Annotated in this window: 16 protein-coding genes; 11 read left to right on the top strand and 5 right to left on the bottom strand. The window is 67.1% G+C overall.

Annotated elements, in window-relative coordinates; all coding sequences use genetic code 11:
• Positions 1 to 268: 268 nt before the first annotated feature.
• The 6 genes from rpsB to KRR55_RS13650 all read left to right on the top strand — a co-directional run bounded on the left by rpsB (position 269) and on the right by KRR55_RS13650 (position 5,391).
• Positions 269 to 1,150 carry a 30S ribosomal protein S2 gene (gene rpsB, locus KRR55_RS13675; protein ID WP_217389659.1) on the top strand — a complete coding sequence of 294 codons (882 nt, stop codon included), beginning with the start codon at positions 269 to 271 and terminating at the stop codon, positions 1,148 to 1,150.
• A gap of 140 nt (positions 1,151 to 1,290) precedes the next feature.
• Positions 1,291 to 2,130, top strand: coding sequence for a translation elongation factor Ts (gene tsf, locus KRR55_RS13670; protein WP_217389658.1), 840 nt, complete (start codon positions 1,291 to 1,293; stop codon positions 2,128 to 2,130).
• Positions 2,131 to 2,336: 206 nt separating this feature from the next.
• Complete coding sequence (pyrH, locus tag KRR55_RS13665; protein WP_217389657.1) at positions 2,337 to 3,080, top strand: UMP kinase; 744 nt, start codon at positions 2,337 to 2,339, stop codon at positions 3,078 to 3,080.
• Between the two features lie 97 nt (positions 3,081 to 3,177).
• The gene (frr, locus tag KRR55_RS13660; protein WP_217389656.1) at positions 3,178 to 3,735 is read left to right on the top strand and encodes a ribosome recycling factor; all 558 of its coding nucleotides are present in this window, start codon (positions 3,178 to 3,180) and stop codon (positions 3,733 to 3,735) included.
• Positions 3,735 to 4,667: a phosphatidate cytidylyltransferase gene (locus KRR55_RS13655; RefSeq protein WP_217389655.1), complete on the top strand. Its 933-nt coding sequence runs from the start codon at positions 3,735 to 3,737 to the stop codon at positions 4,665 to 4,667. The genes frr and KRR55_RS13655 overlap by 1 nt, the downstream gene beginning before the upstream one ends.
• A gap of 139 nt (positions 4,668 to 4,806) precedes the next feature.
• Positions 4,807 to 5,391 carry a DivIVA domain-containing protein gene (locus KRR55_RS13650; protein ID WP_336245119.1) on the top strand — a complete coding sequence of 195 codons (585 nt, stop codon included), beginning with the start codon at positions 4,807 to 4,809 and terminating at the stop codon, positions 5,389 to 5,391.
• 101 nt (positions 5,392 to 5,492) lie between these two features.
• On the opposite strand, the gene KRR55_RS13645 is transcribed toward KRR55_RS13650, so the two are convergent.
• The 4 genes from KRR55_RS13645 to KRR55_RS13630 are packed head-to-tail and all read right to left on the bottom strand — an operon-like array spanning position 5,493 to position 9,363.
• Entirely contained in the window at positions 5,493 to 6,974 is a 1,482-nt protein-coding gene (locus KRR55_RS13645) for a sodium/solute symporter (protein WP_217389781.1), read from the bottom strand.
• Positions 6,974 to 7,405, bottom strand: a complete 432-nt coding sequence (locus KRR55_RS13640; protein WP_254456199.1) for a hypothetical protein — start codon at positions 7,403 to 7,405, stop codon at positions 6,974 to 6,976. Before KRR55_RS13640 ends, KRR55_RS13645 begins: the two co-directional genes overlap by 1 nt.
• Entirely contained in the window at positions 7,402 to 8,118 is a 717-nt protein-coding gene (locus KRR55_RS13635; protein WP_217389654.1) for a LytR/AlgR family response regulator transcription factor, read from the bottom strand. Before KRR55_RS13635 ends, KRR55_RS13640 begins: the two co-directional genes overlap by 4 nt.
• Positions 8,119 to 8,163: 45 nt before the next feature.
• Entirely contained in the window at positions 8,164 to 9,363 is a 1,200-nt protein-coding gene (locus KRR55_RS13630) for a sensor histidine kinase (protein ID WP_217389653.1), read from the bottom strand.
• 241 nt (positions 9,364 to 9,604) lie between these two features.
• Between KRR55_RS13630 and KRR55_RS13625 the strand changes: the two genes are divergently transcribed.
• Both KRR55_RS13625 and KRR55_RS13620 read left to right on the top strand, forming a co-directional pair.
• The gene (locus KRR55_RS13625; RefSeq protein ID WP_217389652.1) at positions 9,605 to 9,949 is read left to right on the top strand and encodes a DUF485 domain-containing protein; all 345 of its coding nucleotides are present in this window, start codon (positions 9,605 to 9,607) and stop codon (positions 9,947 to 9,949) included.
• Positions 9,950 to 9,952: 3 nt separating this feature from the next.
• Entirely contained in the window at positions 9,953 to 11,581 is a 1,629-nt protein-coding gene (locus KRR55_RS13620) for a solute symporter family protein (RefSeq protein WP_217389651.1), read from the top strand.
• Positions 11,582 to 11,723: 142 nt separating this feature from the next.
• Here KRR55_RS13620 and KRR55_RS13615 read toward each other — a convergent pair whose 3' ends face one another.
• Positions 11,724 to 12,245 (bottom strand): Lrp/AsnC family transcriptional regulator, encoded by a 522-nt coding sequence (locus KRR55_RS13615; RefSeq protein ID WP_217389650.1) that lies wholly within the window; start codon positions 12,243 to 12,245, stop codon positions 11,724 to 11,726.
• Positions 12,246 to 12,429: 184 nt separating this feature from the next.
• Between KRR55_RS13615 and pdhA the strand changes: the two genes are divergently transcribed.
• The 3 genes from pdhA to KRR55_RS13600 are packed head-to-tail and all read left to right on the top strand — an operon-like array spanning position 12,430 to position 15,970.
• Positions 12,430 to 13,560, top strand: a complete 1,131-nt coding sequence (pdhA, locus tag KRR55_RS13610) for a pyruvate dehydrogenase (acetyl-transferring) E1 component subunit alpha (RefSeq protein WP_217389649.1) — start codon at positions 12,430 to 12,432, stop codon at positions 13,558 to 13,560.
• A complete protein-coding gene (locus KRR55_RS13605) occupies positions 13,557 to 14,564 on the top strand; it encodes an alpha-ketoacid dehydrogenase subunit beta (RefSeq protein ID WP_217389648.1) in 1,008 nt (335 codons plus the stop codon). Before pdhA ends, KRR55_RS13605 begins: the two co-directional genes overlap by 4 nt.
• A complete protein-coding gene (locus tag KRR55_RS13600) occupies positions 14,561 to 15,970 on the top strand; it encodes a dihydrolipoamide acetyltransferase family protein (RefSeq protein ID WP_217389647.1) in 1,410 nt (469 codons plus the stop codon). Before KRR55_RS13605 ends, KRR55_RS13600 begins: the two co-directional genes overlap by 4 nt.
• Positions 15,971 to 16,055 lie beyond the last annotated feature (85 nt).

The raw sequence follows: 16,055 nt of genomic DNA, 5'->3' as shown, positions 1-16,055 counted from the left end.
CTGCGCTGACGGGGGGAAGGCAAGGAACTGACTTCGCGTATGAGTCATCCACACCTGAAAATCCCGCTTTCGTGGCGATTGGTTGTGTGTGCGACTTCCAGGCCCGCGGTCCGAATTACTTCGGGAGGGGCCGGGCAAGGAACGAATTGCCGTTCTGCTCATGCCAGGGGTCGCGTCCAATTCCGGATGCGCACCATCAACCGATAACAATGGCAGTTACCGCGGCCCAGTGATGGGCCGGCCAGCTACTGCCGGAAGGAGTTGCGACATGCCAGTCGTAACCATGCGCCAGCTGCTCGACAGCGGCGTTCACTTTGGACACCAGACCCGTCGTTGGAACCCGAAGATGAAGCGTTTCATCTTCACGGAGCGCAACGGCATCTACATCATTGACTTGCAGCAGTCGCTGTCGTACATCGACCGCGCCTACGAGTTCGTCAAGCAGACCGTTGCCCACGGCGGCACCGTTCTGTTCGTTGGCACCAAGAAGCAGGCTCAGGAAGCAATTTCGGAGCAGGCTACCCGCGTTGGCCAGCCCTTCGTCAACCAGCGCTGGCTCGGTGGCATGCTCACCAACTTCCAGACCGTTTCCAAGCGCATCTCGCGCATGAAGGAACTGGAAGAGATCAACTTCGAGGATGTTGCCGGTTCGGGCCACACCAAGAAGGAGCTGCTGCTGCTCAAGCGCGAGCTGACCAAGCTTCAGACCAACCTTGGCGGTATCCGCAACCTGACGAAGACCCCTTCGGTCCTCTGGGTTGTTGACACCAAGAAGGAGCACTTGGCCATCGACGAGGCACGCAAGCTGGGCATCCCGGTTGTTGCCATCCTCGACACCAACTGCGACCCGGATGAAGTCCAGTACCCGATCCCGGGCAACGACGACGCCATCCGCTCCGTCAACCTGCTCACCCGCGTCGTTGCCGACGCCGTTGCCGCTGGCCTCATCGCCCGCAACAACAAGGCTGCAGGCAACACCGAAGCTCCGGCCGAGCCGTTGGCCGAGTGGGAGCGCGAACTGCTCGAGGCCGGCAAGGCCGAGGCACCTGCCGCCGAAGCTGCTGCTGAAGCCGCTCCGGCTGCTGAAGAAGCACCTGCCGCTGAGGCTGCCCCGGCAGCCGAGGAAGCACCGGCCGCTTCGGCCGAGTAGTCACAAACCAAGGTCCCGGGCTGCCGGCGCTCCTCCCTTTGCGGGGGAGCGCCGGCAGCCCGGGACAAACCGCGGGACGGGCCACTATCGGCCCGTCCTTCGGCGAAAAAGCTCAAAACCACTTATGAATGGGGTTGCACGTGGCAAACTACACCGCTGCTGACATTAAGGCACTGCGCGAGCGCACCGGCGCTGGCATGATGGACGTCAAGAAGGCCCTCGACGAGGCCAACGGCGACGCCGAAAAGGCCATGGAGCTCATCCGCATCAAGGGCCTCAAGGGCGCCACCAAGCGCGAAGGCCGCTCGACCTCGGAAGGCCTCGTTGCCGCCAAGGTCGTCGACGGCACCGTCGGCGTCATGATCGAGCTTTCCTGCGAGACCGACTTCGTCGCCAAGAACGACAAGTTCATCGCACTGGCTGCCCGGGTCCTGGAAGTTGCCGTTTCCTCGGCCGCAGCCGACCTGGAGACCCTGCTGGCAGTCGACGTCGACGGCAAGACCCTTGCCGACGTCGTCACCGAAGAGGGCGCAGTCCTGGGCGAAAAGGTCATCGTCCGTCGCCTGTCCCGCATTGAGGGCGCATCGGTTGATGCCTACCTGCACAAGACCTCCAAGGACTTGCCGGCACAGGTTGGCGTTCTCGTCGCAGTGGACGGCGCCGGCGAAGCCGCTGCCACCGTTGCACACGACGTTGCAGTGCACACCGCTGCAATGGCACCGACCGTGCTTTCCCGCGACGACATCGACGCCGAGATCGTCGAATCCGAGCGCCGCATCGCCCAGGAGACCGCTGTCGCCGAGGGCAAGCCGGAAGCCGCCATGACCAAGATCGTTGAAGGACGCCTGACCGGCTTCTTCAAGGAGCAGGTGCTGGTCGACCAGGCATTCGCCAAGGACGCCAAGAAGACCGTGGGCAAGGTGCTGGAAGAAGCCGGCGTCAACGCCACCGCCTTCGCACGTTTCCGCGTCGGAGCCTAATTAGCTTCAACAGCAGGTAAATTGGTTCTCGGCGCCCCGGCACCGGCAACCATTTGCTTCACACCAAGGTAAAGGGGGTGGCCACTTGAAGGTGGCCGCCCCTTTTTCCTGCCAGCTCCCGGGCCATTGAGGCCCGGGGGCCGGCAACACCCCCAACAGCTACAACGTGGGCCCGCACCGACCCGCACGCAGGAGGAATGACACCCATGGAAGCAACCCCCGAATCGCATGAACACACCCAGGCCCCGCGTCGCCGCAGGGTCTTGCTGAAGCTTTCCGGAGAGGTCTTCGGCGGCGGCAAGCTGGGCGTGGACCCGGTCACCGTGCGCGGCATTGCCGAGCAGATCGCCGCGACCGTGGGCAAGGTCGAGGTCGCCATCGTCGTCGGCGGCGGAAACTTCTTCCGCGGCGCCGAGCTCTCGGCCTCCGGCATGGACCGCTCGCGAGCCGACTACATGGGCATGCTGGGCACCGTCATGAACTGCCTGGCCCTGCAGGACTTCCTGGAGCAGGCCGGCGTCGACACCCGCGTCCAGTCCGCGATCTCCATGGCCCAGGTCGCCGAGACCTACATCCCGCGACGCGCCATCCGCCACATGGAAAAGGACCGCGTCGTCATCTTCGGCGCCGGTGCCGGCCTGCCGTACTTCTCCACCGACACCGTGGCGGCCCAGCGTGCCCTCGAGGTCGACGCCGACGTGGTGCTGATGGCCAAGAGCGGGGTCGACGGCGTCTACACCGCGGACCCGAAGAAGGACCCCACCGCCACCAAGCTCGAGCACCTCACCTACGAGGAGGCGCTCATCAAGGACATCCGCGTCATGGACCAGACCGCTATGACCATGTGCAAGGACAACAAGCTGGAGATGATGGTCTTCGGCATGGAAGGCGACGGAAACGTCACCCGCGCGATCCTTGGCGAAAAGATCGGCACCCGCGTCACCATCTAGGTGCCCCTCGCCATGCGCTTGCGTGGCATAGGATTGTTCACAAGCCCAAAATTACCCGGCCGCCCATGTACTGGGAGCCGATTCAAAGGAGTAGACCGTGATTGAGGAAACACTCGCCGAAGTTGCCGACAAGATGGACCGCACCATCGAATCCGCCAAGGAGGATTTCTCGGCGATTCGCACGGGCCGCGCCCACCCGGGAATGTACGCCAAGGTCATGGTGGACTACTACGGCACCCCGACCCCGCTGCAGCAGCTGGCATCCTTCGCCACCCCGGACGCACGCACCATCATGATCAGCCCGTACGACGTCAGCGCACTGCGCGAGATCGAAAAGGCCCTGGGCGATTCCGAGGTCGGCGCCAACCCGTCCAACGACGGCAAGTCCATCCGCGTGATCATGCCGGTGCTGACCGAGGAACGCCGCAAGGAGTACGTCAAGGTCGTGCGCGTCAAGGGCGAGGACGCCAAGGTCGCGCTGCGCAACCTGCGCCGCAAGGCCAAGGACGCCATTGACAAGCTGGTCAAGGACGGCGAAGTCGGCGAGGACGAAGGCGCACGCGCCGAAAAGGACCTCGACGCACTGACCAAGTCCCACACCGACGGCATCGACGACCTGCTCAAGCGCAAGGAAGCCGAGCTGCTGGAAGTCTAATGTCCAATCCCACCGAGCCGAGCGAAGGATCCGCAGGATCCCTTCCGGAGCCGACGCCGGAACCCGGCGGGCTTGAACCATTGACCCGGCGAGGCCGCAAGGCCAAGCGGACCAAGCCATCGCGGGCAGGGCGCGACCTGCCCGCGGCCATCGTCGTCGGCCTCGTGCTGCTGGCCGTGGTGTTGACGGGGCTGTTTTGGCTGCCGCTGGCGTTCGTCGCCACGGTGGCCATCTTCGGCGTCGTTGGCAGTTGGGAGGTTTCCCGCGCGCTGAACGGCGGGGGAGTCGACACCCCGTTGGTTCCCCTGGCCGTTGCCGGGGTTGCCCTGCCGTTCTCCGCGTACTACGGCGGCCTCGAGGCCCTGGGCATGGCGTTCACCGCCAGCGCGCTGCTGGTCTTCCTGTGGCGCATCATCGAGGGCCCGGCCAAGTCCGTGGCCTCGATCGTTGCAAGCATCTTCGTCCTGACGTGGGTGCCGCTGTTGCTGAGCTTCGCGGTGCTGCTGCTGAACGCTCCGGACGGGCACTTGTTGGTGACAACCATGTTGTTGCTGGTGGTCTCCAACGACACGTTCGGGTACCTGGTGGGCGTGCTGTTCGGAAAACGCCCGATGGCCCCGAAGATCAGCCCCAAGAAGTCCTGGGAGGGCTTTGCCGGGTCGGTCGCCGGGGCCACCGTGGTGGGCATTGCCGCGGCGGTGTTCCTGTTGGACGCTCCCTGGTGGGTCGGCATCCCGCTGGCGGTGGCGACGGTTGTTGCCGCGACGGCCGGGGACCTGGCCGAGTCCATGGTCAAGCGGGAGCTGGGCATCAAGGACATGAGCAACATCCTGCCCGGCCATGGCGGAGTCATGGACCGGCTCGATTCGGTGGTTTTCGCGATTCCGGCGACGTACATCCTCACCATTTTGCTGATGCCCGGCGCGCTGTAGGGCGCCGGTGCCAATGCATCCCTAAGATGGATATGCAGGCAGGTGCGACCGCTCCGCGGTCGGATCCGGTCCATCGCACCACCCGCAGCACCAAGGTGCCGGTTTTCCGGTACGCAATACCGAGATCAAGGAAAGAATTGTGAGTCAGGACAAGGCACAGCCGGCCCCCAGCCCCTTTGAGCGCGTGGGGGAAAAGGAATTCGGCTACAACACCAAACAGGTGGATGTGTTCCTCGCCCGCGCCCGAGCCACTTTCAACGGCGACGGCGACGATGATTCGATTGTCACCAGCCACATGGTGCGCCGCACCGTCTTCCCGGCCCAGCGCGGCGGCTACAGCGCCCGCGAGGTCGACGGCGCCCTGGACCGGCTCGAGGACGTCTTTGCCCAGCGGGAACGCGACGCCCTGATCCAGTCCAACGGCGAGGACGCCTGGCTGCAGCAGGTCGGCCGGCTCTCGGCGATCCTGCGCGGACGCCTGCACCGGTCCCCGGGGGAACGCTTCCGCCGGCCCTCGCGCACCAGTGCCTCGAGCTACAACGTGCAGGATGTGGACAAGCTCTGCGCCCAGCTGATCGACTACTTCGAGAAGGATGTCCCGATGAGCGTGGACGCGGTGCGCCGCGCGGAGTTCCGCCGGGCAGAGGGCGAACACGGCTACGAGGAGTCGCAGGTCGATGCGTTCCTGGACCGCGTCGTGGAGCTCATGGCCTCGATCGACTAGCCTCGGCGGTCGCCGAAGGATTCAATGCGGTTGGCTTGGTGTCGGACACCGGGCCAGCCGCATTTTTTTGTGCCCCGGCGCCGGCTTGCCCGGCCGGCGGCTCAGGGCAGCGGGCCGGCCTGCGGCTCGGGCACATGCAGCCGGGCCATGACCTCGTCGATGCGCACCGGGGCACGGCGCCTGGTGGCCAGGGACACGAAGAACATGACCAGGAACGCCAGCGGCACGCACCAGCCGGCGGGCTGGGCGAGCAGCGCGTGGAACGACTGCGCCTCGTTGGGCAGCGCTGCCGCCAGGATCAGCGAGGTCGCGCAGGCCACGGCGCCGGTCACCATGCCGGAAATGGCCCCGGCGACGGTGAGCCCGCGCCACCAGATGCCCAGCAGCAGCAGCGGGCAGATGGTCGCGGCGGTGAAGGCGAAGACCGAGCCGATGGCCCCGGCCAGGGCCAGGCTGGAGGTGCCCATGGCCAGCAGCAGGGGGACGGCGGTGGCGATGAGCGTGGAGATCCTGAATCCGCGCACCGTGCCGCGGAAAAGGTCCTGCGAGATGGTCCCGGCCAGGGACACCACCAGCCCCGAGGAGGTGGAAAGGAACGCGGCGAAGGCCCCGCCGATGATGATCGCGGTCAGCGCATCCCCGGCGGTCCCGCCCACGATGCGCCCGGGCAGCAGCAACACCGTGGCATCGGCGTTGCCGCTGGTGGCCAGCTCGGGCGTGTAGGCGCGGCCCAGGATTCCCAGCACCGTGGGGAAGAGGTAGAACAGGGCCAGCAGGCCCAGCACGATCGCGGTGGTCTTGCGCGCAGAGGGCCCGTCCGGGTTGGTGTAGAAACGCACCAGCACATGCGGCAGGCCCAGCGTGCCGAAGAGCAGGGCCACCAGCAGGGAGATGTTGTAGTACAGGCCCTGGTTCGCCGCCGGGTCGGCCGCCCGGTCAAAGACCGCGCCGCCCAGGGTCGCCGATTCCCCGGCCAGCCCCAGGTGCAGCAGCAAGAAGACCGCGGGGATCGCCAGTGCCGCGAGCTTGAGCCAGTACTGGAAGGCCTGGACGAAGGTGATCGAGCGCATGCCGCCGGCCAGCACCGTGAGGCACACGACCCCCATCACCAGCAGCGAACCGAGCCAGCCCGGCAGCCCGGTGCTGATGCCCAGGGTCAGTGCGGCCCCGTGCAGCTGCGGGACGATGTACAGCCAGCAGATGACCACCACCAGGAAGCTGGTGAGCCGGCGCAATTTCATGGATCCGAGCCGGATCTGCGCGAAGTCCGGGATCGTGTAGGCACGCGAGCGGCGCAACGGTGCCGCCACGAAAAGCAGCAGCATCAGGTAGCCGGCCGTGTACCCGATGGGGAACCACAGCCCGTCCTGCCCGGAGACCACGATCAGACCGGCAATGCCCAGGAACGATGCCGCGGAAAGGTATTCCCCGCCGATGGCGCTGGCGTTCCACCAGGGCTTGACGGTGCGCGAGGCCACATAGAAGTCCCCGGTGGTGCGCGAGAGCCGCAGCCCGTTGACGGCGATGAGCACCGTCGCCAGGGACACCAGCAACACCGAAAGCAGGGCAACCGCGGGATTGATCATTTCTTGGCGATGCTCCGGTACTTTGCCTCGTTGCGGGCAGCGGCCCGGTTGAAGAGGAACGCGCAGAGCATGATCAGCGGGTACACCCCCACGCCCAGGATCCACCAGGGCAGCGGGATCGTGGCCAGGCGGATGTCGTTGATCTGCGGCCAGGTGAACACCATGACGGCCAGGCCCACCAGCAGCAGCAGGAAGCCCAGGGCAACCGATGCGGCCAGGCGCAGCTGCGAGCGGATGAGCGAGTGGACGTAGAAGGTGTCTGCGGCATCCGGGGCGGAGCGGCGGACGATGTTCAACATGGTGCCGGCGGGGGCGCTGACCCGCACGCGGGCGCCGCTGGGCGCCGGCAGCGTGCCATCGGGTGCCGGGCCCTGGCGGGGCCCGGGGGCCCCGCGCGGGCCCGGGGCGGCTGCGCCGGTCTCGCTCACAGCGGCCGGACTCGGTTCGCCGCCAGCTTCTCGCGCAGGTAGGGCAGGGCGCGGCGGCTGACCGGCAGTTCGGTGCCGCCGATGACCACCACGGCCTTGCCGGTGGCGAGCTTGACGGTGTCGATCTTGTCCATGGCCACCAGGTAGGAGCGGTGGATGCGCACGTAGCCGGCCGGTCCCCACTGTTGTTCCAGGTCGTTGAGCGGGACCCGGATCAGGTAGCTGGCGTCCGCGGTGTGCAGCCGGGCGTAGTCGCCCTGCGCCTGCACGTAGCGGATCTCGTCGCGGCGGATCATCTTGGTGATCCCGCCCTTTTCCACCGTGACCATGTCCGGCTTCGCGGTGTCCTCCTCGGCCAGCTCGCAGATGCGGCGGACCGACTCGGCCAGGCGTTCGGGGCGCACGGGCTTGAGCACGTAGTCCACCGCCGCCAGCTCGAAGGCCTCCAGCGCCTGGTCCTCGTCGGCGGTCACGAAGACCACGGCCGGGGGACGGGTGAAGCGGGAGATGACCCGGGCGATGTCCAGCCCCGACAGCGCGGGCATGTGGATGTCCAGGAAGAGGGCGTCGACCTCGAATTCCTCCAGGGCCTTGAGCGCCTCGGCCCCGGAGTTGGCCCGGTGGATGGTGCCCACCCGTGAATCGAGCGACAACAAATATGCCAGTTCCTCCACGGCAGGCAGTTCATCGTCGGCGACGACCACGTTTATCATGCACGTCATTTTACCCGCACGCCTCGCCGAACCGGCCCCGGCGCGCTAGTGCGCGGACAGGCCCGGGGCGGTGGGCTCCACGCCGGGGCGGAACTTGGGGATGCGCATGGTGATCAGGGTGCCGGCGCCCGGGGCGGTGTCGATGACCAGCCCGTGGGCGTCCCCGTAGACCTGGCGCAGCCGAACGTCCACGTTGCGCAGGCCCACGTGGATGGATTCGGTGGTGCCGGCGAGCACCGCCGCCAGGGAGACCGGGTCGATGCCCACCCCGTCGTCCTCCACGGTGATCAGCGCGTACTCGCCCGAATCCGAGGCGCTGATGGTGATCCTTCCGCCGCCGGGCTTGGACTCCAGGCCGTGGCGCACCGCGTTTTCCACCAGCGGCTGCAGGCTCAGGAACGGGATGGCGGTGGCCAGCACCTCCGGGGCAATGGCCAGGGAGACCTTGATGCGCTCGCCAAAGCGCGCCTTTTCCAGCAGCAGGTACCTGTCGATGGCGGTGAGTTCCTCGGCCAGCGTCGTGAAGTCCCCGTGCCGGCGGAAGGAGTATCGGGTGAAGTCGGCGAACTCCACCACCAGCTCCCGGGCCCGGGCCGGGTCGGTGTTGATGAACGAGGCGATCGCGTTCAGCGAGTTGTAGATGAAGTGCGGGCTGATCTGCGCGCGCAGCGCCCTGACCTCCGCCTCCATGAGCAGGGCCCGGGAGGCGTCGAGCTCGGCCAGGCCCACCTGCGCGGCAACCCAGGCCGCGACCTCGGCCACCGCGCGCACGAACCCGGCCCCGGCGCGCGGGATGTACGCGCAGACGGTGCCGACCGGGACGTCCCCGACCATGATCGGGGCGCAGACCATGTCCCCGGCATCCGAGCGCCGCACCTGGGTGCGGGTGGCCGACAGCGCGGCGGCGGCGAGCTCCAGCGCCGCGGCGGTGCCCTGTTCCCCGGAGTCCGGGAGCGTGCCGTCCACCGCGAGCACCGCGGAGGTGTCGGTGATGACCAGCCCCTGGGCGGCCAGCAGGGCGCGCAGGTGCTTGCCGGCCGTGGCGGCGCCCTCCGGGGTGAGGCCCTGGGCCAGGTGCGGGGCCGCGACCGAGACCCGGTGCAGGGTCTCGAAGGTGGCCTTCTCGGCGTCGGTTCCCAGGTCGCGGGTGGAGCGCGCGATCCTGAACCCGAGGAATCCCACCAGGGCGCCGCCGACCACGACGGTGGCGACAATCAGGGTCATCTGCAGTGCGGTGGAGAGCATGTTCCCAAGCCTACGCGGAGCGCGGAGCGGCGTGCCGTTCGTCGCCGGCGGGTGCCGCTTGGCGCACCCGGGGGACCGTTTGGCGGTTGCCGTGCCCGGCCCCCTTCCCGTGTGGCGGGCCAATGGCGCAGAGTGATCTCAGTCACCCTGCCAGGTGGCGTACCCCACAGTCCGGCCCGGATCGGCCGCATCGGGCAAGGTACCGCTCCTGGCGCCTTGAGCCCCTTGTGAAGGAGGAGTCATGAGCACCACCGAAGAGTCGGACCTTGGGACCGGCATCGATTTTGAGAAAGAGCAGGACTCGGAAGAGTTCCGCGAACTGCGCAAGACGCACCGCAGCTTTGTTTTCCCCATGGCAGCCATTTTCCTGCTGTGGTACTTCGCCTACGTCCTGTTGGCCGACTATGCGCACGAATTCATGTCCATCAAGGTGTGGGGCAATTTCAACGTCGGCCTGCTGCTGGGCCTGCTGCAATTTGTTTCCACCTTCGGCATCACCGCCGCCTACGTGTCCTACAGCAACAAGAAGCTCGACCCGAAGGCCACCGCGATCCGCAAGCGCCTCGAAGCACAGGAAGGGGAGTAGGCCATGAACGTCCTCACTTCATCGGTCCTCGCCGCGGCCGCCGAATCGACCAAGGTCGGCAACCCGTGGGTCAACATCGGCATCTTCGGACTCTTCGTGGGCATCACCCTGATCGTGGTGCTCAAGGCCTCGAGCAACAACAAGACCGCCGCCGACTACTACGCCGGCGGGCGTTCCTTCACCGGGACGCAGAACGGCACCGCGATCGCCGGGGACTACCTCTCGGCCGCATCGTTCCTGGGCATCGTCGGGGCCATCGCCATCAACGGCTATGACGGTTTCCTCTACTCCATCGGCTTCCTGGTCGCCTGGCTGGTGGCCCTGCTGCTGGTCGCCGAGCTGCTGCGCAACACCGGCAAGTTCACCATGGCCGACGTGCTCTCCTTCCGCCTCAAGCAGCGCCCGGTGCGCATCGCCGCGGCGATCTCGACCCTTGCGGTCTGCGTCTTCTACCTGCTGGCCCAGATGGCCGGCGCCGGCGCGCTGGTGTCCCTGCTGCTGGGCATCGACGACCGGCTGGGCCAGTCCCTGGTCATCGTGGTCGTCGGCGCACTGATGATCGTGTACGTGCTGATCGGCGGCATGAAGGGCACCACCTGGGTGCAGATCATCAAGGCCTGCCTGCTGATTGCCGGAGCCTTCATCATGACCATCATGGTGCTGGCCGCCTACGGCTTCAACTTCTCCGCACTGCTCGGTGCCGCGGTTGAATCCGCCGGCACCCCGGACATCCTGAACCCGGGACTGCAGTACGGCAAGTCGGAGACCTCGAAGATCGACTTCATCTCCCTGGCCCTGGCCCTGGTGCTCGGCACCGCCGGCCTGCCGCACGTGCTGATGCGCTTCTACACGGTTCCCACCGCCAAGGAAGCCCGCCGCTCGGTGGTCTGGGCCATCTGGCTCATCGGCGCCTTCTACCTCTTCACCCTGGTGCTCGGCTACGGAGCCGGAGCCATGATCGGCGCCGACAAGATCAAGGCGGCACCGGGCGGCGTGAACTCCGCGGCACCGCTGTTGGCCTTCGAACTCGGCGGCCCGCTGCTGCTGGGATTGATCTCCGCGGTCGCCTTCGCCACGATCCTTGCGGTGGTCGCAGGCTTGACCATCACCGCGGCGGCATCCTTCGCCCACGACGTCTACGCCTCGGTCATCGCCAAGGGCAAGAGCACCCCGGAGAAGGAAATGAAGGTGGCACGCCGCACCGTCATCGTCATCGGCATCTTCGCCATCGTCGGCGGCATCGGCGCCCAGGGGCAGAACGTCGCCTTCCTGGTGGCCCTGGCCTTCGCGGTCGCCGCATCGGCCAACCTGCCCACCATCCTGTACTCGCTGTTCTGGAAGAAGTTCACCACCCAGGGCGCTGTCTGGTCCATGGTTGGCGGCCTGGCCTCGGCCATCCTGCTGATCGTCTTCTCCCCGGTCATGTCGGGCCTGCCGACCTCCATGATCCCGGGCGCCGACTTCTCGATCTTCCCGCTGGCGAACCCCGGCATCGTCTCGATCCCGCTGGCCTTCTTCCTCGGCTGGCTCGGCTCGGTGCTCGACAAGCACACCGAGGACCCGATCAAGTCCGCGGAAATGGAGGTCCGCTCGCTGACAGGTGTCGGTGCCGAAAAGGCCGTCGACCACTAGTGGCGATGCAAGATCCACGGTGAAGGCGGGCAATGCCCCGCTTCCACCGAGGCGCATGGGCGGTGTCGTTTTCTTCCCCCATAGGGAAACGGCACCGCCTTTGTCGTGCCTCAGGGCTTTCCCGTGCGCCGCCTAAGGCAAGTCAGCCGGCGGCGGGGGAGCCGGTTTCCCGGGTCGGGGCCGCGGCGCCCGAAAGGGATCCGAGCCGCATCTCCATCAGGGCGGTGGTGCGGTGCGGGATCAGCTCGGCCATCGACAGCGAGGTGTCGGCGCGCTCCACGCCCTCGATGGCGAGGATCTGCCCGTTGACCCGGAAGAGCTCCTCCGCGCTGCCGGCCACCACGCGTGCCAGGATGTCGGCCGAGCCGGTCACCCCGTGCGCCTCGATGATTTCCGGGATGCCCCGCAGCCGATCCACGATGCTTTCCAGCAGCCGCTGCCGCACGTGGATGTGCACGAAGCTGACCAGCCCGAATCCCAGGGCCGCCGGGTTCACGCGCTGCTCGAAGGGCAGCAGGGCGCCGCTGGTTTCCAGTCGCACCAGGCGCGCCTGGACGGTGTTGCGGCTCAGGCCCAGCTCGGTGGCCAGCGCCACGGCGCTGGCCTTGGGGCGGTGGCTCAGCGCGGAAAGGATCCGAAGGTCAGTGGCATCAAGTTGTTGCATAATGCGCAAGATTAGCACCGTGTGACCTCGCCGAATAGTGCAAGCTGCGCAATGAATCGAACAAGGATTGTGCGCACTGCATTACGTGAGTAGCATCACAGATAGGTGGCGGCGACGAGGCCGCACCCGCAGGAACGGCACGTCCCACCGGAATGCCGCACCTGATTCGCCATCGACGCAAAGGATGCTGACCGTGTCCCCCACGTTTGACCCCTCCACCCCCGAGGGTCCCGATACCTACCTCCAGGTGATCGCCCCCGACGGCACCCGCAATCGCTGTGAAGAGATCGACGAATGGGTGAAGGACATCGACGTCCCGGCCCTGGAAAAGCTCTACATCGACATGGCCTGCATCCGCCGGCTGGACTCCGAAGGCACCGCGCTGCAGCGCCAGGGAGAGCTCGGCCTCTGGGCCCCGCTGCTGGGCCAGGAAGCCGCCCAGATCGGATCCGGCCGCGCGCTGGAAAACGACGACTTCATCTTCCCCTCCTACCGCGAGCACGGGGTGGCCTACTGCCGCGGGGTGAACCCGCACGATTTGCTGCGCATGTGGCGCGGGGCCGCCCCCAGCGGATGGAACCCCTACGAGGTCAACATGGCCAACCAGCAGATCGTCATCGGGGCACAGACCCTGCATGCGGCCGGATATGCCATGGGATTGAAATTCGACGGCTCCTCGGCCGCGGCCATCACCTACTTCGGGGACGGGGCCACCAGCCAGGGGGATGTCAGCGAGGCCATGGTCTTCGCCGCCAGCTACCAGGCGCCGCTGGTGTTCTTCTGCCAGAACAACCACTGGGCCATCTCCGAACCCGTGGCCCGGCAAACCACCGGCCACATCGCCGACCGCGCCGCCGGCTTCGGCCTGGCCACCTGGCGCGTGGACGGCAACGACGTCCTGGCCGTCATGGCGGCAACCCGCGCCGCCCTGGCCCACGTGCGCACCGGCAGCGGACCGGCCTTCATCGAGGCCGTCACGTACCGGATGGGCGCACACACCACGGCCGATGACCCCACCCGCTACCGCGATGCGCTGGAGCTGGAGGAATGGGCGGCGAAGGACCCGCTGGACCGGATCGCCGCGCACCTCGACACCCTCGGCGCGGACCTGGAGGAGCTGAAGAAGCGCTCCGGGGCCGCGGCCGACGAGCTGGCGGCAGGGCTCCGCGAGGCCATCACCACGATGCCCGACCCCTCGGTCGACGACCTCTTCGCCCACGTCTACAGCCATCCCCACCCGGGGCTGGAGGAACAGCGCGAAAACTACGCCACCTACCTCGCCGGCTTTGCCGCGGAAGCGCAGGGAACCAAATGAAAACCCTCACCTTCTCACAGGCCCTGAACACCTCGTTGCGCGCCTCCATGGAACGCGATTCCAAGGTCGTGCTCATGGGCGAGGACATCGGAAAGCTCGGCGGCGTCTTCCGGATCACCGACGGACTGCAAAAGGACTTCGGTGCGCACCGGGTCATCGACACCCCGCTGGCCGAATCCGGCATCGTGGGAACCGCCATCGGGCTGGCCTTCCGCGGCTACCGCCCGGTGGTCGAGATCCAGTTCGACGGATTCGTCTACCCGGCCTTCGACCAGATCGTCTCCCAGCTGGCCAAGATGCATTTCCGCTCCCGCGGCAACGTCAAGCTGCCGGTGACCATCCGCATCCCCTTCGGCGGCGGCATCGGCTCGCCGGAGCACCACTCCGAATCCCCGGAGGCCTACTTCGCCCACACCGCCGGGCTGCGCGTGGTTTCCCCCTCGAACCCGCAGGATGCCTACACCATGCTGCAGCAGGCGATCGCGGACGACGACCCGGTGATCTTCCTCGAACCCAAGCGCCGCTACCACGTGCGCGGGGAGGTGGACACGGACCTGGTCCCGGACCCCGGGTCGCTCTACCGCGCGCAGGTGGTGCGCGAGGGCACCGACCTGACGCTGGTGGCCTACGGGCCGCTGGTAAAGACCGCCATGGATGCCGCGGCCGCGGCCCGGGACGAGGGCATCGATATCGAAGTCATCGACCTGCGCAGCATCGAGCCGGTGGACTTCGGGACCCTTTCGGCTTCCGTGCGCAAGACCGGGCGGGTGCTCATCACCCACGAGGCGGGCAAGTTCGGCGGGATCGGCGCGGAACTGGCTGCAAGCCTGACCGAGCGCTGCTTCGACCACCTGGACCACGCCCCGGTCCGGGTCACCGGGTTCGACATCCCCTACCCGCCCTCGAAGCTCGAAAGCCACCACCTCCCCGACCTCGACCGGATCCTGGACGGGGTCGACCGGGCCATGCGCCGGACGCCGGAACTGCTGGGAGAGGAAGGATGAACGCCACCATGGAGAAACTCTTCAAGCTGCCTGACCTCGGCGAGGGCCTGACCGAATCCGAGATTCTGTCCTGGCGCGTGGCCGAGGGCGACGCCGTGGAACTGAACCAGGTGATTGCCGAGGTGGAGACCGCCAAGGCCGTCGTGGAACTTCCCTCGCCCTTCAGCGGGGTCGTGAAAAAGGTCTACGAGCCGGTCGGCGCAGTCGTCGAGGTCGGCAATCCCCTCATTTCCTTCGATGTGCCGGACAACTCGGGCGCCTCCGCGTCGAGCCCGTCGGACGGGGCAGAGGCCCCCGCCAAGCGACAGCCGACGCTGGTCGGCTACGGCGCCGCGGTCGAATCCAACGGGCACCCGACACGTAGGGCGCGCAGCACCCAGGCGCCCCGGAGTACACCCGAGCAGGCACCGGCGGTGGCTTCCGCACCTGCTTCCGCCGCCGCCCCGGTTGCAGGAGAGGATTCCCCGAAGCCGGGGCTGAGGATCGTCGGAAGCGCCGACGGGGAACCGCGGGGGATCGGCCACCTGCGGGCCAGGCCACCGGTGCGAAAGCTCGCCCGGGACCACAACATCGACCTGGGATCGCTCAAGGGCACCGGCACCGACGGGCTGATCACGCGCGAAGACGTCCTGCGGGCCTCGGAGGGGGTGGGCAGCGGGGCCACCGACACCAAGGCCCCGGCGCCCCGCGAAAGCGAAGACTCCTGGCAAGAGACCCGCACGCCCGTAAAGGGAGTGCGGAAGGCGACGGCCGCGGCGATGGTCGCCAGTGCCTTCACCGCGCCGCATGTCACCGAGTTCCTGAGCGTCGATGTCACCGAAACCATGGCGCTGCTTCAAAGGCTGCGCACCTCCCGGCAGTTGGCCGAGCAGAAAATCACCCTGACCACCCTGGTGGCCAAGGTGGTGACCCTGGCCCTGGCCCGGCACCGCACCCTGAACTCGCGATGGGACGGGGAGAGCGGGGAAATCGTCGAATTCGGCCACGTGAACCTGGGAATCGCCGCGGCGACGGATCGCGGTCTCATGGTGCCCGTCGTGCACGGCGCCCAGCGCATGAACCTGGCCGCCCTGGCCGGGGAAATGGGGGAGCTGACAGTTGCGGCACGCACCGGGACCATCACCCCGGCCCAGCTCTCCGGAGGCACCTTCAGCATCAGCAACGTGGGGGTCTTCGGAGTGGACGGCGGCACGCCGATCCTGCCTCCCGGACAGGCCGGGATCCTCGCCATGGGGCAGGTCCGCAAGATGCCGTGGGAGCACCTGGGCGAGATCGCCCTGCGGCAGGTCATGGTGCTCTCGCTGTCCTTCGACCACCGCGTTGTCGACGGGGAACAAGGAGCCAGGTTCCTTGCCGAAATCGGCAGCGTTCTCGAAGATCCCGCCATGTTGATGGGGCTGGTATAACGTCACCCGACCGATGTGAGGAGATGACAACAAAGCCTACGGAAAGTTGTCCTGTCATAAGTTGCAGAATCATTAAGATTCTGTT

It is taken from the genome of Paeniglutamicibacter quisquiliarum (assembly GCF_019084045.1).
Taxonomy (GTDB): Bacteria; Actinomycetota; Actinomycetes; order Actinomycetales; family Micrococcaceae; genus Paeniglutamicibacter; species Paeniglutamicibacter quisquiliarum.
Note: the sequence above shows the minus strand (reverse complement) of the source record. Positions and strands in the feature narration are given on the sequence as shown.